General features: G+C 46.3%; 21 protein-coding genes. 7 read left to right on the plus strand and 14 right to left on the minus strand.

Annotated features, from left to right (window positions below; genetic code table 11):
• The first annotated feature begins 7 nt into the window (after positions 1 to 7).
• The 3 genes from RA178_RS17245 to RA178_RS17255 all read left to right on the plus strand — a co-directional run bounded on the left by RA178_RS17245 (position 8) and on the right by RA178_RS17255 (position 2,334).
• Positions 8 to 1,024 carry a FecCD family ABC transporter permease gene (locus tag RA178_RS17245; protein ID WP_028761552.1) on the plus strand — a complete coding sequence of 339 codons (1,017 nt, stop codon included), beginning with the start codon at positions 8 to 10 and terminating at the stop codon, positions 1,022 to 1,024.
• 10 nt (positions 1,025 to 1,034) lie between these two features.
• Positions 1,035 to 1,874, plus strand: coding sequence for a heme ABC transporter ATP-binding protein (locus RA178_RS17250; protein ID WP_306683000.1), 840 nt, complete (start codon positions 1,035 to 1,037; stop codon positions 1,872 to 1,874).
• Positions 1,875 to 1,989: 115 nt separating this feature from the next.
• Positions 1,990 to 2,334: a DUF2956 domain-containing protein gene (locus tag RA178_RS17255; RefSeq protein ID WP_173246420.1), complete on the plus strand. Its 345-nt coding sequence runs from the start codon at positions 1,990 to 1,992 to the stop codon at positions 2,332 to 2,334.
• Between the two features lie 45 nt (positions 2,335 to 2,379).
• Here RA178_RS17255 and RA178_RS17260 read toward each other — a convergent pair whose 3' ends face one another.
• Both RA178_RS17260 and RA178_RS17265 read right to left on the minus strand, forming a co-directional pair.
• Positions 2,380 to 2,862, minus strand: coding sequence for a hypothetical protein (locus RA178_RS17260; protein ID WP_306683002.1), 483 nt, complete (start codon positions 2,860 to 2,862; stop codon positions 2,380 to 2,382).
• A gap of 914 nt (positions 2,863 to 3,776) precedes the next feature.
• On the minus strand, positions 3,777 to 5,315 hold the full coding sequence (locus RA178_RS17265) for a M17 family metallopeptidase (RefSeq protein WP_306683004.1): 1,539 nt from the start codon (positions 5,313 to 5,315) through the stop codon (positions 3,777 to 3,779).
• Between the two features lie 219 nt (positions 5,316 to 5,534).
• Between RA178_RS17265 and RA178_RS17270 the strand changes: the two genes are divergently transcribed.
• From RA178_RS17270 to RA178_RS17280, 3 genes are all read left to right on the plus strand, one after another.
• Positions 5,535 to 6,995, plus strand: coding sequence for an aminoacyl-histidine dipeptidase (locus tag RA178_RS17270; protein ID WP_306683007.1), 1,461 nt, complete (start codon positions 5,535 to 5,537; stop codon positions 6,993 to 6,995).
• Between the two features lie 244 nt (positions 6,996 to 7,239).
• Positions 7,240 to 7,794 (plus strand): cache domain-containing protein, encoded by a 555-nt coding sequence (locus RA178_RS17275; protein WP_028761558.1) that lies wholly within the window; start codon positions 7,240 to 7,242, stop codon positions 7,792 to 7,794.
• A 95-nt stretch (positions 7,795 to 7,889) separates the two neighbouring features.
• Positions 7,890 to 9,536, plus strand: coding sequence for a methyl-accepting chemotaxis protein (locus RA178_RS17280; protein WP_306683009.1), 1,647 nt, complete (start codon positions 7,890 to 7,892; stop codon positions 9,534 to 9,536).
• A gap of 152 nt (positions 9,537 to 9,688) precedes the next feature.
• Here RA178_RS17280 and RA178_RS17285 read toward each other — a convergent pair whose 3' ends face one another.
• Entirely contained in the window at positions 9,689 to 10,621 is a 933-nt protein-coding gene (locus RA178_RS17285) for a DMT family transporter (protein WP_306683011.1), read from the minus strand.
• A gap of 92 nt (positions 10,622 to 10,713) precedes the next feature.
• Between RA178_RS17285 and RA178_RS17290 the strand changes: the two genes are divergently transcribed.
• On the plus strand, positions 10,714 to 11,613 hold the full coding sequence (locus tag RA178_RS17290) for a LysR family transcriptional regulator (RefSeq protein ID WP_173246432.1): 900 nt from the start codon (positions 10,714 to 10,716) through the stop codon (positions 11,611 to 11,613).
• A 44-nt stretch (positions 11,614 to 11,657) separates the two neighbouring features.
• On the opposite strand, the gene dinB is transcribed toward RA178_RS17290, so the two are convergent.
• The 11 genes from dinB to RA178_RS17345 form a co-directional block, all read right to left on the minus strand.
• Positions 11,658 to 12,734 (minus strand): DNA polymerase IV, encoded by a 1,077-nt coding sequence (dinB, locus tag RA178_RS17295; protein ID WP_263208629.1) that lies wholly within the window; start codon positions 12,732 to 12,734, stop codon positions 11,658 to 11,660.
• Positions 12,735 to 12,937: 203 nt separating this feature from the next.
• A complete protein-coding gene (gene bfr / locus RA178_RS17300) occupies positions 12,938 to 13,405 on the minus strand; it encodes a bacterioferritin (RefSeq protein WP_011918791.1) in 468 nt (155 codons plus the stop codon).
• Between the two features lie 9 nt (positions 13,406 to 13,414).
• On the minus strand, positions 13,415 to 13,888 hold the full coding sequence (gene bfr / locus RA178_RS17305; RefSeq protein ID WP_011845996.1) for a bacterioferritin: 474 nt from the start codon (positions 13,886 to 13,888) through the stop codon (positions 13,415 to 13,417).
• Positions 13,889 to 14,141: 253 nt separating this feature from the next.
• Positions 14,142 to 14,366, minus strand: coding sequence for a (Na+)-NQR maturation NqrM (gene nqrM / locus RA178_RS17310; RefSeq protein ID WP_105250019.1), 225 nt, complete (start codon positions 14,364 to 14,366; stop codon positions 14,142 to 14,144).
• 15 nt (positions 14,367 to 14,381) lie between these two features.
• The gene (locus RA178_RS17315) at positions 14,382 to 15,428 is read right to left on the minus strand and encodes an FAD:protein FMN transferase (protein ID WP_131523870.1); all 1,047 of its coding nucleotides are present in this window, start codon (positions 15,426 to 15,428) and stop codon (positions 14,382 to 14,384) included.
• A 98-nt stretch (positions 15,429 to 15,526) separates the two neighbouring features.
• Positions 15,527 to 16,783: an NADH:ubiquinone reductase (Na(+)-transporting) subunit F gene (gene nqrF / locus RA178_RS17320; RefSeq protein ID WP_306683017.1), complete on the minus strand. Its 1,257-nt coding sequence runs from the start codon at positions 16,781 to 16,783 to the stop codon at positions 15,527 to 15,529.
• A gap of 46 nt (positions 16,784 to 16,829) precedes the next feature.
• Positions 16,830 to 17,438 carry an NADH:ubiquinone reductase (Na(+)-transporting) subunit E gene (gene nqrE / locus RA178_RS17325; RefSeq protein WP_006080469.1) on the minus strand — a complete coding sequence of 203 codons (609 nt, stop codon included), beginning with the start codon at positions 17,436 to 17,438 and terminating at the stop codon, positions 16,830 to 16,832.
• A 5-nt stretch (positions 17,439 to 17,443) separates the two neighbouring features.
• Positions 17,444 to 18,076 carry an NADH:ubiquinone reductase (Na(+)-transporting) subunit D gene (locus RA178_RS17330; RefSeq protein WP_006080467.1) on the minus strand — a complete coding sequence of 211 codons (633 nt, stop codon included), beginning with the start codon at positions 18,074 to 18,076 and terminating at the stop codon, positions 17,444 to 17,446.
• The gene (locus RA178_RS17335) at positions 18,076 to 18,864 is read right to left on the minus strand and encodes a Na(+)-translocating NADH-quinone reductase subunit C (protein WP_028761566.1); all 789 of its coding nucleotides are present in this window, start codon (positions 18,862 to 18,864) and stop codon (positions 18,076 to 18,078) included. Before RA178_RS17335 ends, RA178_RS17330 begins: the two co-directional genes overlap by 1 nt.
• Positions 18,857 to 20,056, minus strand: coding sequence for an NADH:ubiquinone reductase (Na(+)-transporting) subunit B (locus RA178_RS17340; protein ID WP_105250021.1), 1,200 nt, complete (start codon positions 20,054 to 20,056; stop codon positions 18,857 to 18,859). The genes RA178_RS17335 and RA178_RS17340 overlap by 8 nt, the downstream gene beginning before the upstream one ends.
• The gene (locus RA178_RS17345) at positions 20,056 to 21,390 is read right to left on the minus strand and encodes a Na(+)-translocating NADH-quinone reductase subunit A (RefSeq protein ID WP_028761568.1); all 1,335 of its coding nucleotides are present in this window, start codon (positions 21,388 to 21,390) and stop codon (positions 20,056 to 20,058) included. Before RA178_RS17345 ends, RA178_RS17340 begins: the two co-directional genes overlap by 1 nt.
• Between the last annotated feature and the right edge of the window lie 12 nt (positions 21,391 to 21,402).

The raw sequence follows: 21,402 nt of genomic DNA on the forward strand, positions 1-21,402 counted from the left end.
ATTTGAGATGTTCCTCAACCGCTGGCTCTGGCCGAGTCTAGTCACACTGTTAGCCCTAAGCGGCTTACTCTCGGTCAGCACTGGCCCCGTTAGCATCAGCTTTGTCGACGCCCTAAATGCAGTGTTCAATTGGGCTACCCAGCAAAATATCGGCAATATTGCGCCCCACGAGCAACTGGTAATCAACAATGTGCGCTTACCACGGACATTACTGGCGTTAGCAGTAGGCGCTACGCTCGCACAGTGCGGCGCGGTAATGCAGGGGCTTTTTCGCAATCCCTTAGCGGATCCCGGTATTATCGGAGTGTCATCCGGCGCTGCACTTGGCGCAGCCATCTGTATCGTGCTGCTACCCAACGCGAATCCGTTGATGATCCCCATCAGTGCGTTTGCATCGGGATTAGTGACCACCCTTATCGTCTACCGACTCGCCAGCAGCCCAACAGGTACATCGGTCGTATTATTACTTTTGTCGGGTGTTGCCATAGCTGCGCTGGCAGGCGCAGGAATAGGTGTTCTCACATATCTTGCCAACGACATGGCGCTACGTGACTTAACCCTATGGCAAATGGGATCGATTGCAGGTGCGCAGTGGCTATATGTCAGTCTGTGTCTTGTGACCTTAGCGCTACTGAGTTGGCGATTCCACCAAGATGCGGCGGCACTCAATGCCTTGCTGCTTGGCGAATCCGAAGCACGCCACTTAGGGATAGATGTCGATAGGCTCAAACTTAGGCTTATTTTGCTTTGCGCCTTAGGGGTTGGCGTAAGTGTAGCTGCAACAGGAATTATCGGCTTTATCGGCCTCGTCGTGCCGCATTTAGTGCGCATGATGTTAGGCCCAGATCATCGCCAACTGCTGCCCATCAGCGCACTTTTAGGTGCAGCCCTATTGGCATTGGCCGATATCGGCGCGCGCGCTTTTTTACCGCCTGCCGAGTTACCCGTTGGACTCGTCACCGCGCTCATCGGTGCGCCTTTCTTCATCTTTTTACTACTGCAACAACGCAGTAAGCTAATCTAAGCGAGTTTTTATGGCTGCAACATCCTTTGCAAATCAACCATCACAATCGACAACTTATTCAGCTAAGGCGCAATTTGATCGCACCGAGCTCAGCATTTGTCAGCTCGATGTCAGCATCGGTCCAAAAACCGTGCTCAGTGATATTAATGTACAGTTTCAATCGGGTACAGTAACCGCCCTACTCGGCCCAAATGGTGCGGGTAAATCCACCTTGCTTAAAGCCCTTTGCCAAGAAATCAGCACACCAAGGCAAAGTATACGGCTAGGCCATAGCCAACTGGCGGATTGGCCTAGGAGCGAGCTGGCAAAATCCTTAGCTGTACTGCCGCAACACGCCAGTCTCACCTTTCCCTTCACTGTGTCAGAAGTCGTAGCAATGGGTTTATATCCCTTAACCATCAGTAAGATAGAAGGTGATGTGTTAGTTGCCGAGCAACTGGCGCAAGTGGGCTTAACCCATCTAGCTAAGCGCAGCTATCCAACCCTCTCAGGCGGCGAGAAACAGCGAGTCCAACTCGCCAGAGTCTTGACTCAACTCAGGCAATCGCCGTTTCCGCCCGTACTATTACTGGATGAACCAACATCAGCGTTAGATCTTGCCCAGCAGCACAGAGTACTTGAGTTAGCCCAAAACTTAGCTCACCAACAAGGCTACACTGTAATAGTGGTACTGCATGACTTAAACCAAGCCGCGCGCTATAGCGATCAATTAATTGTGTTAAAACAAGGGCGAATCGTCAGTGAAGGCACGCCATCCGATGCTCTGTCGGTTGATACCATTAGGGAAGTATGGGACTACGAGCCCGTATATATCCCCGCCCCACAGGGTGGACATCCACTGATTTTTTAATGGAAAGAAGATATTCATCTTACGTTTTTGAGGTCTAATGTGGGTATAATCGCTGCGTTTACACTTTTAGCTATCACCTTTTAGCCGCAGCCGCATTAATTTAGGCAGAGCCCAGATGAAACCCACTATCTCGACAGAAACTCAACAAGAAGCACTGGTCGCAGCCAAAGCCACCCAAAAGCCGGGACAAACCAAAGAGCAAACTAAACTCATTGCCCAAGGGATAGAAAAAGGCATAGCTGAATATAAAAAGCTGCAAAAAGCCAAAGCTCGCGAACGGGATAAAGCACGTAAACAACAGTTGAGAGCAAAATCTCGCACAGTTAATGACACTGATGAACTAGAGGATTCAGACGCATTATTCGAATCTCAACGTCAGTTCACCACCGCGACTTGGATTGCCATAACGCTTTTACTATTAAGTTGGGTAGGGTTTGCCGCATATATCTTTGCAGATTAAAGATCTATGATTTATATAAAAATTAAAACATCTATATATCACTTGTTAGACAATATCCTCTAATACCTTACACACATCATTAATTGAAAAAATATTACCGTTAAGGCTTGCTCGGTCTTTTGATATATTCAGAACGAGCCTAAATACGTTGTTCGCATCAGGATAACGGGCAAGCTTTAAAATGATGTCATCACCATTTTCTTCTGCAGACCGAAAATCCCAGCCCTTCCCTGATAAATCAAAAAGCACTTCCGCCGTTTCAGTATTGATTAACACTGGCGCATAAACCCAATGCGACATTCGCATCTCACTGGGGTTGATATCCAGTGTTAACTTACCATTTTGAAAAAACAGCTTAGTGTCCATAAACAGTCCCTGAGTAACAAGTATCACAAGCGATAGGCCGATAGCTTGTATATTGAACCCCATATCCATTTGTTGTCCATACCGCATCACTTCTAACACGAACCATTTACGCTCATTACCATCAGGCAAAACCGTTAAACGCTTAAGCAAAAAAAAAGACAAAAAAAAGCCTGCTCAATGAGCAGGCAAAGACATATTTCAAGCGTCCCTTTCGGGGAAGTACATTACCGCGCTAGCGGGAAAAACCTGGCATATTCATGCAAAACATCAACATGCTACTTGAGTCTAAACACGCCAAAAAAGGCGATACAAAGGTTGATGGATGATGGAAACTCAAACTTTAAGGAGGGTTAGGCCTTAAAGCTCATGGCGAATAAACCGCCACGCAAAACATCAGTGTTAAACCAAGTGTTTTGCCAATAAATATGGTTGTTGCCTGTATAAGACATAGTCAATACTCCTAAATTAGTTGTGATTAAGTACTCTAGTGAAGCTTGGCTCGGTTCCTTGGAACTAGAGATTCTCATATCCGTTGAGACGACTTGTCACTCAGGTCCTTGGAGAAAAATATCCATCCTGGATAGACTAGAGAGGAAAGGCGTAGTGCCTAATCCACGAAAGCAATTATATGGATTTGTAGTTTTATTACAACCTTTATTTGTATTTTTTTTGATTAAGGCTTTTTAATGTAATTAAATTACACAATTATAGTGAGGTTAATGGCGACCTGCTTCACAGAAAAACAGAAATAACCCTGTAAATATCTAATAAATAAGATATTACAGAATTATTTCTATTTGTTACTAGGGCGTGTTGACGTTTCGAGATTAAATTTTGTTCGCTCTGGCAAGCTCGTGATCGCGAAATGAGGAGTGACGTGTAGTTATTCTACTCAAATGACGAGTGACAAAGAGCAAGAGCTTGCCAGACGAACCCTTCGGGCAGCGTTTGGCTGGCATTTCTGCTGCGTTATCGCCCGTTTATGTAGAATAACTACACCGCACGGGCTTTACCTTGCATAAAAGCCAGCCAACTCGCTGTAAAAATAACCCTGAAACGTCAACACGCCCTACCCGTTAGCGATTGATCAGATATTGATACAAGCCCACCAGCGGACTCGCTGTAGGTTTGCCGTAGAGCGGATCACCTTCTGTTGCACTGCCTGCAATATCTAAGTGTGTGTAAGCCAAGGGAATAGGGGCTGTTACACCATGGTCAAATAGCCCCGATGCTTTCAGTAAAAATGCCGCGGGATATTGATGTCCACGGGCGGTAATCGATGATGGTGCATTATTGGAAGATAATATTTCAGCAGCGCCTGACACATCGCGGATCTTAGCGAAGTCTTCAGGGCGTAATGTAGACACTTCAAAGGGCTCACCCCATTGAGTCGCCTGCTGCTGTAAAGTGACAGCGCATTGCTGTGAACTCGCCACAGAGTTTTCCACCGCCGCGGGATAGCTGCCATAACAACGCACGACATGACCTGTGAGTGTTGCAACCGAAAATAGTTCAGGCTTCACCGCCGACACGGCTTTGATACGTAAATGGCTCAGTAAATCCGCCAGCACTAAGCGCCCTTCGGCATCCGTATTACCAATCCGCACTCGCACACCCGCATGGCTCGTAATAATTTCATCGGTCACGAAGGCTTCGCTGCCTATGCTGTTACGCACTAAACCTAACTCGGCAATCACTCGAATACCTTTAGGCTTGAGCATTGACAGAGTTTTAAATAAACCCGCCACAGCAGAAGCACCGCCTTTATCACGACTCATACCCGCCATAGCGCCGCCGACTTTCAGATCGGCGCCGCCGGTATCGTAAATCACGCCCTTACCCGCAAACAGGAAAGTGCGAGTCACTTGCCCCTCTGGCAGATACTCTAGTTTCACCACGCGAGGCTGATGACGACCGACGGCAAAAGAAGAACGCGCCACAGCACTGAGCAGCGGATAATCACGCTCTAAAATATCTCTGTCTTCCACCACGGCGGTTTTGATCACGCTGCCCGCAAAGGATTGCAAACAATAGTCCGCAAAGGCTTTAGCCGACATGCGCTCAGGTTCAGTACCACACAAATCCCGCGCTAATACGCGGCCCGCTTCTAAGGCATTGAGCAAATTGCTGTTATGGGTTGATGAAGATAATAACCCTATAGACTCAAATGCAGGCGTTAAACCAGTCGCTTCACGCAGCTCTAAGGTTTGCCACAGTTCTTGACCGCAAGCTAATGCTGCGACTTCAGAGGCAAAACTAAAACGTGAGTCCTTCGATGGCACTACATATAACAACGGACGTTTTGCGCCTGCGTCTTTTGCAATGACAATCGCCGCCCTTGCAGCATCGGCATAGACTCGCACATCAACATACTCGTCATTCACTTGGGTGACAGGGGCAATGATCAAACGCCCTCCCGCAAGCCCTGGGGCAAACAGTAATGTCGGGCTCTTACCCACGCGCTTATCCACGTGGGCACCGTGCTGAGCCAATAAACCTATCTCATCAAAACCGATAGAATCCAGATCGGGCGTCACCACCACAACCGCATCCCAGCCTTCACCATCAAAAATGGCATTTTCTGCTTTTACATCAACGAAGTTAACTTGAAACATGACCCATCCTTTTTCATTATTGTGCCTGCATTATTCCCGCTCTATCGCTTAATTACCAATCTAAAAGTGGTACCGACACTCCCAGAAAAAATCGAACTGGAAACTTTGGCTGCCAGCTCACCAAAAGCCTGTGACGCTGAGATTATTTGGCTGCACAGAATGTGGTAGAATGGCCGCAAATTTGCCCTATACCCACAAGACCTTATGAGGGACACTCAAGTGACAGCCTTAAGTCAGTTATACCCGCAGCCATTATGGCAATGGTTCGAACAAATTTGCGCGATTCCCCATCCATCTAAGCATGAGCAAGCATTAAGCCAGCACATTCAAGCGTGGGCTAAAAGCAAACAACTTGCCGTCGTTGAGGATGCCGTTGGCAACGTGATCATCCGTAAACCTGCGACGCCGGGTATGGAAGATCGTAAAATCGTGGTTATTCAAGCCCATATCGATATGGTGCCACAAAAAAATGCCGATAAAGTGCATGATTTTACTAAAGATCCTATCGAAGCTTATGTCGATGGCGATTGGGTTAAAGCCAAGGGCACAACCTTAGGTTCAGATAACGGTATTGGCATGGCATCGGCTTTAGCCATTTTAGGCTCTGATAATATCAAGCACGGCCCATTAGAAGTGCTGCTGACGATAGATGAAGAAGCAGGCATGACAGGCGCCTTCGGTTTACAGGCGGGCATGTTAGACGCTGACATTCTGATCAATACCGACTCAGAGCAAGAAGGTGAAATCTACATGGGCTGCGCCGGCGGTGTCGATGCTCAAATCACCCTGCCTATGGTGTGGCAAGCCTCTGAGCAAAGTTACTCAGCCTTTAGCCTGCACTTATCTGGCTTAAAAGGGGGTCACTCTGGGGTGAACATTCACTTAGGTCGTGGCAATGCCAACAAGCTATTGGCGCGTTTCCTCTTTGAAAACGCAGATGATTTAGCGTTGGAGTTGACCCAATTTAGCGGCGGTTCACTGCGTAATGCGATCCCACGGGAAGCCAACATCAGCTTTATGTTGCCAGAAGAAAACGTCAGCGCCTTAAACGAAAAAGTCGCTGAGTTTGAAGCGCTTATCCGCACCGAACTCGCCATTGCCGATCCCGATATGCGTTTAGTGTTAAACACTATCCCAACACCAAAACGTGTGATGAGCGAAAACAGCCAAAATACCCTGATCGATTTGCTGCATGTGTGCCCGAACGGCGTGATCCGCATGAGTGATGAAGTCGAAGGTGTGACTGAAACCTCGCTCAACGTTGGCGTTATCAGCACTAACGATGAAGAAGTCACTATCCTGTGCCTTATCCGCTCGCTGATCGATTCTGGCCGTACTCAAGTCGAAGGCATGTTAACTGCGCTGACCAACTTAGCCGGAGCCGATATCGATTTAAGCGGTGCTTACCCAGGCTGGAAGCCAGATAACAGCTCACCTGTAATGGCGATAGTGCGCGAAACCTATCAAGATATTTACCACAAAGAGCCAGTGATCATGGTGATCCATGCAGGTCTCGAGTGTGGCCTATTCAAGAAACCCTATCCAGACATGGACATGGTCTCGATTGGCCCCACCATTCGCTATCCACACGGTCCAGACGAAATGGTAAACATCACCACAGTCGGCCAATATTGGACATTATTATTAGCCGTACTCGAGCGCATTCCAGTCAAGGCTTAATGTTCTAACCTTACCCTAGCTCACTCAATTCAAGGCCATATCTGCTCAAGTCAGATGTGGCCTTATTTTTTACCGCGGATTCTATTTGTGTAGAAATGCCATCGATAAAATTTTTATGAAAGAACTGAATAACTTGAATTTTCTACTATAGTTGTTCTGTCTGACCCTAACGTATTTTTGCTTATCGCGCTTTTAGAGATAACCGCTTTCCCCTTCAATACTGTGGCCTTAAGGAATAGAGATCATGAAATTTGGTAAAATCTTGTCAGCCGCTGCACTACTGCTCAGCAGTAACCTCAGTTTCGCCGAAGAAGTCCCCAAAGCCGTTATAGACCTAGCCGATTCACTGATGCCATTAGGCAGAGAAGTGGTACTGGTGAATGCTGTTAAAGCGCAAAATGCCCAAGGCAAAAGCTTAGATTCAATCAAAACATTAGATGAAAAATGGATTGCCACCGCAGGTATTGATGACTTTATGTCATCCCTGATGAACAACGAAGCGGCCAAGTTTCTCACGACCTTCGAAGCCAGCAAACCTTACTACCAAGAAATTTTCCTCATGGACAATCAAGGCGCGAACGTCGCCATGATCAGTAAAACTTCAGATTATTGGCAGGGTGATGAGGATAAATGGCAAAAATCCTTCGCCAATGGCAAAGGCGATAAACACATAGGTCCGGTCAAGTTTGACGAGAGCTCCCAAGCCTATCTAGTACAAATTTCTATTCCAGTGATGGATGGCGATGCTGCAATTGGCGCTATCACGATTGGGATCAACCTAGATCAATTTGGACTCTAATTACCAGAGAACGCCAGTGATGGGCTGCATCCTCTTACCACAGAGGTTATTGCGGCTCTCACCTTTTCAGTGCATCAATCAAGGAGGGCGTGACTATGGAATGGTATAAAGATCTATCCGTTAATCAGAAACTGACTTATCCGAGTCTGCTACTCGCTGGCGTAGTCATCTTCGCCTCTTCAACTGGCATTTTAGGACTCAAAGCCTTAAATCACAGCGCGAATACACTCGCGCTTGAATACTTACCTAGCCAATCTGAACTCCTACAGGCCGATAAAGAGCTTTATCAAGCTCAGGTGGCCGAGCGCAGCCTGATGTTTGTTAACGTGGGCACAGACTCTTACAACGACCTTTTAAAGCAGCACACTAATAGTATCTCTCTGGTTAAAGAACATATTGATAAGTTTGCCGATGTGACCACAAGTCCCCTCGCTAAAGATAAGCTCAATGAATTGAATCACAGTTTCGATACTTGGCGAGCGACAACCACAGAAATCAGTAATCAACGCACCCAAAATGGCCGTAACGGTAGAACGACGGCGATTGATCTTAGTTTCGGTCAAGCAGCAACGCAATTCGAGCAACTACACCAGAACATTAATCATTTAATCAATGATTTAAATAGTAATACTACCGCAGCGATTGCCCAAGTAGATGATGATGCCAATCATGGACAACAGATGCAGTTAATTGCCTTAGCTATCAGTCTCTTGATCTGCATACTCTTTATCGTTGCACTGCCTAAACTCATCAGCAAACCGCTGGCGGTTTTACTCGCAAAAATCCACGACATTACCGATGGTGATGGCGATTTGACCGAACGAGTCCACTTAACCTCTAAGGACGAGCTTGGTGATCTCGCCAAGGCATTCAATCATTTTCTCGATAACTTACACGGTATTATATCGCAATTTAAACAGTCTACATCAGAGCTCAACACCGCTGCCGAAGGTCTAGCCAAAACCAGCGCATCAGCAAAACATACCTTGATGGATCAACAAGCTGCCACCCACAGAATCGCCGATGCCAGCGATCATATTGCCGCATCAGTGCAAGAAGTATCAGTCAGTGCCAGTCATGCCGCCGATGCCGCTAAACAAGCCGACGTATTTACCGCCGACGGTCAGGCAAGAGTGAAAAAAACCATCAATGTGATTCGTGAACTTGCGGGAGATGTAGGCACGGCAGAAATGCAGATCAATAAACTCGAACAGGAAGGCCAACATATCGGCCGCGTGCTTGAGGTGATTCAAGCCATTGCCGAACAGACGAATCTATTAGCCCTTAACGCCGCAATTGAAGCGGCGCGAGCAGGCGAACAAGGACGCGGGTTTGCAGTGGTTGCAGATGAAGTACGATCCCTTGCCTCTAAGACTCACCAATCAACCGAAGAAATTAAATTGATGATCACCAATGTGCAAAATGGCACTCAAAGCGCTGTGGCAGCGATTAATATCGGTAATGAAAAGGCTATCTCAAGCGTAGAAGCCGCCAGTAATGCCGGTGAAGCCTTAGCGCATATTGCAGAAATGGTCAGCCAAATTAGTGAGATGAACAATCAAATCGCCCTCGCGGCTAAAGCGCAAACCACTATGGCCAACGAGAGTCATCAAAATATTCAACACATTGCCGAACAGTCGGAGGAAAGTCTACGAACCACTGATGAAATCTACGCAGCAAGCGTACAACTCTCGTCAATGGCGAGTAATCTCACGGCGCTGGTCAGCCGCTTTAAACTGTAATTTTTGAGGGTGAAAGCTTTTATATAAGTTACCTTTTGTAAATCAGTGATGTTTGAAAAGTCCCCTCTAACGAATAAGGGAGCATAAACCTGTCGCAGTGATTATCTGAATTCAGGTGCTCCCTTATATTTAAACAGCAAAGCTAGCACTGATTAGCAGCGCTTAACCACTAAGCCTCTTGCCGCGCGTAAGTTGACTAACATAGGTAACATCAACGCAAGGATCACTATCAGCATCCCTACCAATTGAATTTCCGTCACCGCCTGCCCCATGGCTAACGCCGTTAATGCTGCAAAAACGGGCACGAGATTAAAAAAAATCGATGCCTTAGCGGGGCCAAGCGCCTTAACACCGTTAATCCAAAACAGATAACCGAGCACAGTGGCGAACAAACCTATGTAGAGCACGCTAGAAAAAGCCGTTGCCGACAGTTCCATCAACTCCAGCCAAGGGTGAAACTCACCGCGGCCAAGCCCAACCACGGACATAGACACACTGGCAGCTATCATACTCAGCAAGGTAAAGGGCAACACAGGCAACCAATGGCCGACCCGTTGCGAACAAATGGTATAACCACTCCACGCCAACATGCCGGCGGCAATCATCACATCACCTTGGTTAAAACTAAAGTTGAGCAACTGCTGAACACTACCGTTGGTTATCACTAGCAGTACGCCCGCCAATCCACCCACTAAGCTAAACACTTGTTGTCTGCTGAGCCATTCACGCTGTAATAGCGCATTGACGATTGAAGTCACCAGCGGGCTGAGCGCCATAATCAAGGCACCATTGGCAGCAGAGGTATGCTGCAGGCCATTAAATAACGCCAGATTTAAGCCGCCCACACCAATCACACCCACTAACGCTATGACAATATATTGCACCAAACTCAATTTGGGCCAAACCTGACGAGTAAAAACGATATATAACGCTAGAGTCACAGCCGCAATGGTAAAACGCCAGAAGACGAGGGATTCTCCTGACATCTCCTCCAGCACTCGCTTAGCAATCGGAAACACACTGCCCCAGCTAAAAACGCAAATCAGTAGACAAACGAATGTCATGTAAGGTGTATGGGATTTCATATCGGCCTCTAGGGAGGTAATTGGGATTGAGCTTAGTTTATAAGTTTCATATATTATTAAAATACACAATATTGAGAGCTTAAATTCCAAATATGAAACTTAATTATTCCTTAGACGATATGCGCTTATTTTGGGTGGTGGCACAGCAAGGGAGTTTTAAGCTCGCGGCGCAGCATTTAGGCATTCCACCTTCAACCTTAAGCCGTCGAATCAATCTGTTAGAACAATCCTTAGGTCTGCGTTTACTGCACAGAGACGCCCATAAAGTCAACCTTACCGCCACAGGTCAGCGGTATCTCGAACGCTGCGGCCCGCTGTTTATCGAGTTAAACCAGGTATCTGGTGAGTTGCATGCGGATAAACATCAAGCGGTTGGCAAACTGCGGATCTCGGCGCCCATCAATACAACCTATCGCTGGCTAGGTGAATCACTCAACGCCTTTCAACGGCATTATCCCAATATCGACATCGATTTAAGCCTGTCGAACATGAATATCGATGTCAGTGAAAACGCCATCGATATCGCCTTTCGAGTGGGCGAACCTAAAGATCCCGATTGGATTGCAAGGCCACTTACCACGATTAGCTTTGTACTTTGCACCAGCACATCAGCAACGCAGTGGCATGCGCTGCAATCCATTGAAGAGCTGGATCAGCATCCGGTTATCATCGCCAAGCCCACAAAAACGTGGCGTTTACAGCACAATAGCACAGGGCAAAATGTCGAGTTTGAACCAAGGGGGAATATCAAATTAGCCGTCGATGATATGGCGATTGCCTGTCAGGCCGTGGTGGCGGGGCTTGGGATTGGACTCATACCCATCAGCATGGCGAGTGAACAGATACGAAGTGGCAAACTCATTCAAATACTGCCCGAGTGGCAAGGTATTCCGCGCACCGCCTACTTGATGTATCGCGATCGAGACAACCTGCCCTTACGGGTCAGACTGTTAATTGATTTTATGTTGGCGAATCCACCCGAGGCTTATTGAGCCAATGCAGGCATGAGTCTGCGGCTTATCAACTCAATAAACGGCTAGAGTGCTAAATCCAGCTGAGTCTGGCCGTTTAAGCTTGTGGTGACGACAAGAGTAGAATCGGTAAGGCCGACCGAAATACCCAATAGACGAATGCCACGGCCTTCTTGCCTTTCCATAGCCTGTGCGAGTAGCTCATAGAACATTACAATCGAGACTTCATCGCTGCGGTGCTCAATTGTAGTCTGCTTGAAATCGTTAAACTTAAGTTTGACCACCTGTTTATGTATTTTGCGTTCCTTAGCACTGCGACTTAAACGCAACGACAGTTCTTGGATCAAACTCGGCATCACCTGCTGGCACTGCTCTAAGCTATAAATATCCTTTGCTAATGTGGTTTCAACCCCCACTGATTTGCGCTCTCTGTCGGCAGAAATCCCCCGTTCATCTATGCCTTGGGAACGCTCAATCAACACACCACCAAACTTACCGAATCGCGCTAAGAGCTCAGGTTTAGAATAAGCTTGCACATCACCACAGGTATTGAGCCCGAGCGAAGAGAGCTTTTCTGCGGTGACTTTACCAACACCGGGAATTTTACGCAGCGATAAGGTCTTAACAAACTCAGAAAGCGTCTCTGGCGTAATGACATATTGGCCGTTTGGCTTGTTCAGATCCGAGGCGACCTTAGCTAAAAATTTTACTGGCGCGATACCCGCCGATGCGGTTAAACCCGTTTCGGCTAAGATATCGCGACGAATCGCTTGGGCAATCAAGGTCGCTGAGCCCTTATATTGCTGGCACTCACTCACATCCAAATAAGCTTCATCTAAGGAAAGCGGCTCAATTAATTGGGTATAGCGAGAAAATATTTCACGAATTTGTAGCGACACTTCTTTGTAAACCTGCATCCGGCCTGGTACTAAAATCAGCTCAGGGCACAACTTAAAGGCATAAGCCGTTGCCATTGCTGAACGTACACCGAATTTACGTGCCTCGTAACTGCAAGTACTGATAACACCGCGACGGTCGCTACTGCCACCCACGGCTAAAGGCTTGCCACGGTACTCAGGAAAGTCGCGCATTTCCACTGCAGCAAAATAGCAGTCCATATCGATATGAATAATTTTTCGCACGTTGAATTCCTCCAACGCCAAAATACTGTATATAAAAACAGTAATCAAGTATTCCTGATAGATTTGGGGCCAATAAGATGTGGCCTAGCGCTGAAAAAGAGAACAAGACAAGTGTGAGGAACAACAGACATGCTTAATAACTGAGTTTCCTAGGCCATTACACTCAGTGGCCTAGGTATTTACTCAACCTAACAATCTAAGGCTCACATCTTAGTTTGCAGGTAGTTTTGCAGCCCAACACGGTCGATAAGCCCAAGTTGTTTTTCGAGCCAATACATATGGTCAGACTCTGTATCGTCGAGTAATACTTCAAGGATTTCGCGGGTCTGGTAATCTTGCTTCTGCTCACACAGTGCAATCACTTTGCGCAAATCGTCCGCGACCTTGTATTCATAGGCAAGATCATTACGTAGCATCTCTTCTACATCTTTACCTATGTTCAATGCCTCACGGGCGGCAACATTGGGTGTACCTTCGAGGAATAAAATGCGCTGCACTAATTTGGCTGCATGGGCTTTCTCATCATCTGACTCATGAGCGATACGCTCATAGAGTTCATTCAGGCCCCAATCTTCGTACATATGGGCATGGACAAAATACTGATCCATTGCCGAGAGTTCTCCCGTTAGGAGTCGATTTAACGCATCGATGACGTCTTTATCGCCTTTCATATCCCGCTCCTATTGGTCGCTAATTTGCGATTGTAGATAATTTTGAATACCGGTTAGCGTAATGAGCTCTTGCTGCGACTCGAGCCAATCTAAATGCTCTTCCTCATCTTCGAGAATGTCTTCCAGCAGATCGCGGCTCACATAGTCTTGCTCGGTTTCACACAGGCTAATGGCATCACGCAGCAATGTAAGCTGCTCTTGCACCATGGCCAGATCGCAGTCGAGCATTTCTTGGCTATGTTCACCAATGCGAAGTTTCTCGAGTTGCTGCAGATTTGGCAGGCCTTCCAAAAACAGTACGCGCTCGATGAGCTTATCGGCGTGCTTCATATCTTGGATGGATTTTTTGTATTCGACGTGATTTAGCTTCTCAAGGCCCCAGTGCTTAAACATGCGGGCATGGAGAAAATATTGATTGATGGCGGTCAACTCACAGGTAAGCACCCGATTCAGTTGCCCAACCACTTTAGGATGACCTTTCATAAGTTACTATCCTTGGTATGCGTGAAAAGATTGATCTAAATCAAGCTTCTAGCCTAGTACAATTCAGCAGCCAACTCAAATTATCTTTATATTTCACCCACTTAATGATGAAAAGCATTCTCATTCCTGCTTAGATTAACTTGCTATCCCACTCTAATCCCAAGGATAAATCTCAAATGATTAACCCGTGTAAGAAAATACGAGGCAAAAAAATAGCCCCCTAAATCGGAGGCTATGATCGAATCAAGACTATTTAGATAATGCGGTCTTTCGTTAACTTCTCACGACGCGCTTCTTCAGCGGCCATACGACGTTTACGTTTGTCACAAGGGTCATCACAATCACACGCTTTTTCAATCCCTAGAACACCTAAACCGCCACAACTTCCTTCAACGGCTTTGCGCTTGATAAGATAACCAATCGACATGAGCAAAAAGAAGACTAACAAGATCACAAATGCCGCGATAAAAGAGGTCATGGTTTACTCCAAAAACTAAATAAGGAAAGGCTTGAAGGCGTCGCTGTAATAGACCTTAAATCCGTCGCCTTGCTTTTCGATTAGCATTATCGCCAAGTGTTCCTTCTTGGCAAGCTCCAATGATGCTTCTGTGCCCAAAACCATCATGGCCGTCGCAAAACCGTCGGCCGTCATACAATTTTGATGCAATACCGTCACGGATGCTAACTTATGATTTATCGGTAAACCAGTACGCGGATCGATTATATGCGTAAAACGTTGGCCGTCTTCTTCATAATAATTACGATAATCACCAGAGGTCGCCATCGCCATAGTACCAGGTGCAATAACCTGCTGTACGGCTTCAGAGCCATCATTGGTCGGTTGCTCTATAGCAACACGCCAAGAGCTTCCATCACCTTTGGCACCTTTGATACTCAGTTCGCCACCGATTTCGACTAAATACCCTGTCGCGTGGTATTTATCAAGAATGGAAGCGATCTTATCAACCCCAAATCCCTTCGCAATTGATGATAAATCTACATATAAATGGGTGTTGTGCTTACTTAGACGGTTGCCTTCAATGGAAAGTTCACTAATCCCTGTTTTGGCTTTAGCCGCATCAATATCAGCCTGTGTCGGAACTTTCGTTGGACGCTTATCAGGTCCAAAACCCCACAGATTAACTAAAGGACCTAAGGTAATATCAAGTGCCTTATCCGTCACTTGATATAAACGTATTCCCTCTTGCACCACTTTTATGGTATCCGGTGAGACTTCAACACTTTGCTCCAATGGCAATTGGTTGAAACGGGATAATTCTGAATTAGGCCGATAGGTCGACATCTGGTCATTGACTAGCTCAAGGGCTAAATCAATCTCCGCTTGAAGTAACTGCGCCGTCGGCATCTGCTCATTCGGGACGACTTTAATGTGATAAGTCGTGCCCATAGTGCTGCCGGCCAACGAAATGACTTCGTTTTGCTTTGAACAGGCTGAAACAAAAAAGGCCAGTCCCACGAGGACTAGCCAGTTAAATGAATGCTTTAGTGCTGAGGTATTGATCTTTAAGGTCTGAAACATAGTGACCTACTACTCTTATTTGGGCCCTTAAATGCAAAAGTTGCAGATGAAAGGTTAACCTCAACATCTGCAACTTTTCTATCTAGGACTAATGAACATTAGCCGCCGAAGTCATCCAACAGGATGTTTTCGTCTTCGACACCAAGATTTTTCAACATACCAATTACGGCAGCGTTCATCATTGGAGGTCCACACATGTAGAACTCACAATCTTCTGGAGCATCATGGTTTTTCAGATAGTTTTCATACAATACGTTATGAATAAAACCTGTGTAACCATCCCAGTTGTCCTCTGGTTGAGGATCTGAAAGTGCCACATGCCATACGAAGTTATCATTCTCAGCCACTAGGCCGTCGAAATCTTCTACGTAGAACATTTCACGCTTAGAACGTGCACCGTACCAGAAGCTCATCTTACGTTTAGACTGAAGACGCTTCAGTTGGTCGAAGATATGTGAACGCATTGGCGCCATACCCGCACCACCGCCGATAAACACCATTTCTGCATCGGTATCTTTCGCGAAGAATTCACCGAATGGGCCAGAAATTGTCACTTTATCGCCCGCTTTTAAGCTCCAAATGTAAGATGACATCTTACCGCAAGGCAGAGTCAAGTTACGTGGTGGAGGCGTAGCAATACGCACGTTCAGCATAATAATGCCGAACTCTTCTGGGTAGTTAGCCATTGAGTATGCACGGATAGTTTCTTCATCAACCTTAGATTCAAGATTGAAGAAACCGAAGTGTTCCCAGTCGCCACGGTATTGTGCAGGTACATCAAAATCTGCATATTTAATATGATGAGCTGGTGCTTCGATTTGAATATAACCGCCAGCACGGAATGGTACAGACTCGCCATCAGGAATTTGTAGCTTCAGTTCTTTAATGAAAGTGGCTTTGTTATCATTAGAGATAACTTCACATTCCCATTTCTTGATACCGAAGATTTCTTCGTCAAGCTCGATTTCCATATCGTTCTTAACGTTAACCTGACAAGAAAGACGACAACCTTTACGGGCATCACCTTTGCTGATGTGGTCAAGTTCCGTTGGCAAAATATCGCCGCCGCCAGACTTAATCACCACGCGACATTGGCCACATGAGCCACCGCCACCACACGCACTCGATACGAAGATACCGCTGTTAGCCAAAACGCCTAACAACTTACCGCCCGCACCGGTTGTAATCGCTTTTTCAGGATCGTCATTAATGCCGATCGTGATGTCACCACTAGCCACTAACTTAGACTTAGCGAATAAAATCACTAATACCAAGATGAGGACGATAGCAGTAAACATACTCACACCGAGGTAAACCTCGAGCGGAGTAGATTTAAAAATACCAAGAATATCCATTAACTTATCCTTAGAAGGTCCAATTCAAGAAGCCGTTATGTGTCTCTTACAGAGACACACCTGAAAACGACATGAAACCTAAGGCCATCAAACCAGCGGTGATAAAGGTAATCCCTAAACCACGTAGGCCGTTAGGCACGTCGGCATACTTCAGCTTCTCACGGATACCGGCCATCAATACGATAGCTAATGCCCAACCCACTCCTGAGCCAAAACCAAACACCACACTCTCACCCAGCTTGTAGTCACGCTCAACCATGAATGATACCGCACCGAAAATCGCGCAGTTCACTGTGATCAAAGGTAAGAAAATACCTAATGCGTTGTACAAAGGTGGAAAGTACTTGTCCAGTGCCATTTCCAGAATTTGAACCAAAGCTGCAATCACACCGATAAAGGTAATGAATTTCAAGAAGCTTAAGTCAGCTTCAGGTGCGCCAGCCCAAGCAAGTGCACCAGGAGCTAGCAGCCCTTGATAGATAACTTGGTTTGCTGGGACAGAGATAGTTAACACTACAACTACCGCAATCCCTAGGCCCATGGCTGTAGTGACTTTCTTAGACACAGCCAAGAAAGTACACATACCTAGGAAGAAGGCCAGTGCCATGTTTTCAATGAAAACAGAGCGAATTAACAGGCTAATATAATGTTCCATCGCACTTACCCTTTTGCTTCAACTTGCTCTGGCTTATAGGTACGAATAATCCAAATCAAAACACCGATCAGGAAGAACGCACTCGGAGGCAGTAGTAGCAGACCGTTTGGTTGGTACCAGCCGCCATCAGAGATCTTGTGCAGGATTTCAACACCGAACAGAGAACCGTTACCAAACAGTTCACGTACGAAGCCAACAGCTAACAGAATTGCACCGTAACCTAAACCGTTACCGATACCATCCATAAAGCTCATCATTGGCGGTGTTTTCATCGCGTAAGCTTCGGCACGACCCATTACGATACAGTTCGTAATAATCAGACCGACGAATACCGACAGCTGCTTAGAGATCTGATAAGCATAAGCCTGCAGCAATTGGTCAACCACGATTACCAAAGAGGCAATAATGGTCATCTGTACGATAATACGCACACTGCTTGGAATATGATTACGGATCATTGAGATAAACAGGTTCGAAAACGCAGTTACCGCAGTTAACGCCAACGCCATTACCAGTGCAGTTTCGAGCTTGCTCGTTACCGCTAATGCACTACATACACCAAGTACTTGTAAAGCAATCGGGTTGTTGTTGACTATAGGTCCGGTCAGAACCTGTTTCAGTTCTTTAGCGTCAGACATTAGTTGAGACCTCCATTGCGTGCTTTTTCAATGAAACTCGCAAAACCTTCTTTACCCAACCAGAATGTCAGTGAATGTTGTACACCGTTACTCGTTAAGGTTGCGCCAGATAATGCATCTACACCGTACTCAGTGCTAGCAACAGTTGGGTTTTTCGTTACGCTGATAGCGAGTTTACCTTGCTCATCAAATAACTTTTTGCCATGCCATTTCGCTTTCCACTGAGCATTTTGCACTTCACCACCTAAGCCCGGCGTTTCGCCGTGCTCGTAGTAGACTAAGCTTTGCACTGTGTTTAGGTCAGCATCCATAGCAAGGAAGGCATACATAGTAGACCATAGGCCATAACCATGGATTGGCAGAATGACACTGGTTAATTTACCTTGGCCGTCACGAACAAGATAAACCACAGCCTTATCAGCAACACGTTTCACTGAAGCGATGTCATTCTCAGGTACAAATGAGGTTTTCACATCACGAGACGCTTTACGTTGATCATAAGTGTCAGCATCAACACCCTCAACCCAAGCACCCGTTTTCAAATCGACCAGTTTAGCTTCGATGTGTTTGCCGTATGTATCCAGAATTTGCGCTTTGGTCACTTTGCCAGCTTTAGTATCGATAAGACCAGCGGCTTCCAGAATGTACTTTTGCTTATCAAGCAGTTTATTTTCTGCTTGAGTCGGTCTCAGTAACACTGCTGCAGTAGACACAAATATCGCACAAATTAGACACAGGCCAACGACGATAAATAAGGTTCTGCCGAACGAATCTTTATTACTAGCCACGGGCAATCCTCCGCTTGATATTTGCCTGAACCACGAAGTGGTCGAACAATGGCGCGAACAAGTTAGCAAACAAAATTGCCAACATCATGCCTTCAGGGAATGCAGGGTTAATCACGCGGATAAACACAGCCATTGCACCGATCAAGATACCGTATGCCCATTTAGCTTGGTTAGTAAATGACGCTGACACTGGGTCTGTCGCCATGAACATCATGCCAAACGCAAAACCACCTAACACTAAGTGCCAGTACCAAGGCATTGCAAACATTGGATTAGTGTCACTACCGACAACGTTAAGCAGAGTAGAAATGGCAATCATACCCACCATTACACCGCCAACGATGCGCCATGAAGCGATACGCGTGTAGATGATGACCAAACCACCTAACAGAATCGCTAATGTAGACACTTCACCCACTGAACCTGGAATGAAACCGAAGAACGCATCCCACCAGTTTTGGTTAATTGCGTAATCTAAAGTGCCAGACGCTGCTTGGCTCAGTGCAGTTGCACCTGAGTAACCGTCAGCCACAACCCATGAGGTATCACCTGACATATTCAACGGATAAGCGAAGAACAAGAAGGCACGACCCGCTAGTGCTGGGTTTAAGAAGTTACGCCCTGTACCACCGAACACTTCTTTCGCCACGACCACACCGAAGGTGATACCCAGCGCCACCATCCATAATGGGATAGTTGCTGGCAGCGTTAAAGCGAACAGGATAGAGGTAACGAAGAAACCTTCGTTGACTTCATGACCACGGATAGAGGCAAACAGCACTTCCCAGATACCACCGACGGCGAAGGTCACCGCGTAGATAGGTAGGAAGAAACAGGCGCCATACCACATCAGCGCAGGCCAGCCAGAGTTTGCCGTCAGTTCGGTACCGAACATGCTGAACAAGCTCACTTGCCATACGTCAGGGGTAGCAAAACCAGCCACTAAAGCTAATTGAGCTTGTAAACCTACGTTGTACATACCCACGAACATCGCTGGGAAAGCACAAGCCCAAACCGTAATCATCATACGTTTTAGATCGAGGTTATCGCGAACATGGGTTTTGCCCTTGTTCACTTTACCTGGGGTATAAAAAATCGTGTATGCCGCTTCGAATAGGGCATAAAACTTTTCGTATTTACCGCCTTTTTCAAAGTCGGGTTCAATACGTTCGAAAAAATCTTTCAAGCTCATTAGCCTTCCCTCTCGATCGTATCTAGACAGTCACGCAGATATGAACCGTAGTCATACTTGCCTGGACATACGAACGTACACAGTGCGAGATCTTCTTCATCTAACTCCAACGCGCCTAAAGTAGCAGCACCGTCAAAGTCACCTGAAATCAAGTCACGCAACAACATAGTAGGAAGAATGTCCAATGGCATTACACGCTCATAGTTACCAATTGGCACCATAGCGCGGTCTGAACCACCTGTACTGGTCGTCATGCTGAACAGACGAGAAGGAGCAAGATGTCCTAAGAATGCACGAGTGATAGAATATTTGTCTGAGCCTGGTAATACCCAGCCTAAAAATTCTTTCTCTGTACCTTCTTCTAACAGACTTACTTGAACATGGTAACGACCTAAATACCCTTGTGGACCAACAGCTGTACGACCATTCAGAACAGAGCCTGAAATTAGACGAACATTGCCATCTAAGGCTTCACCTGCGGTTAATTCAGTCATGCTCGCGCCCACAACAGTGCGTACGAGTCTTGGCTTAGCCGCTTTAGGGCCTGCGATCGCAATAACACGTTCGGTATTGAGTTCACCCGTCGTAAATAGCTGACCAATTGCTATTACATCTTGGTAACCAATATGCCAAACGGTACGTTTTGCAGAGGCAGACAATAAGAAGTGAATGTGAGTACCGACTAATCCTGCAGGGTGCACACCGGCAAATTCTTCAACTTGGGCGTTTGCGGCAGGAATATCAGCGCCAGGCGCTTTACAAAGGTAAACTTTACCGTCAGTAAGTCTTGCTAAGACCTTAAGACCATTAGCAAAATCTTCTTTATGCTCACGGATCACCACAACGGGATCAGCGGCAAGAGGTTGAGTATCTATTGCGGTTACAAAAATACCAGCAGCAGAAGAGTCTACAGCAGGAACTTTGCTAAAAGGACGAGTACGCAAAGCAGTCCATAAACCTGATTCAATCAGATTGTCACGGACTAACTGCGAGTCGAGCGTATCGAGTGCAGTGGCATCATATTTAGCAAAGGCAACGCTGTCGTTTCCTTCCACTTCAATGACAACAGACTGCAGAACACGCTGGGCGCCCCGGTTAATGTCTAATATAGTACCACTGGCTAAAGCCGTATATTTAACGCCTAAATTCTTCTTATCTTCAAAAAGAACTTGGCCTTTTTGTACTTTATCGCCCACTTTGATCTTCATCGTTGGACGTAAGCCAATATACTCTTCACCCAAAGTAGCTACATGTTTAATGGCTGGGCCATTATGGATAACTTGCTCTGGTCCGCCTGCTATAGGCAGTTCCAATCCTTTCTTAATTGTAATCATATCCACAAGCAC

It is taken from the genome of Shewanella oncorhynchi, from assembly GCF_030848765.1.
GTDB classification, from domain to species: Bacteria; Pseudomonadota; Gammaproteobacteria; order Enterobacterales; family Shewanellaceae; genus Shewanella; species Shewanella oncorhynchi.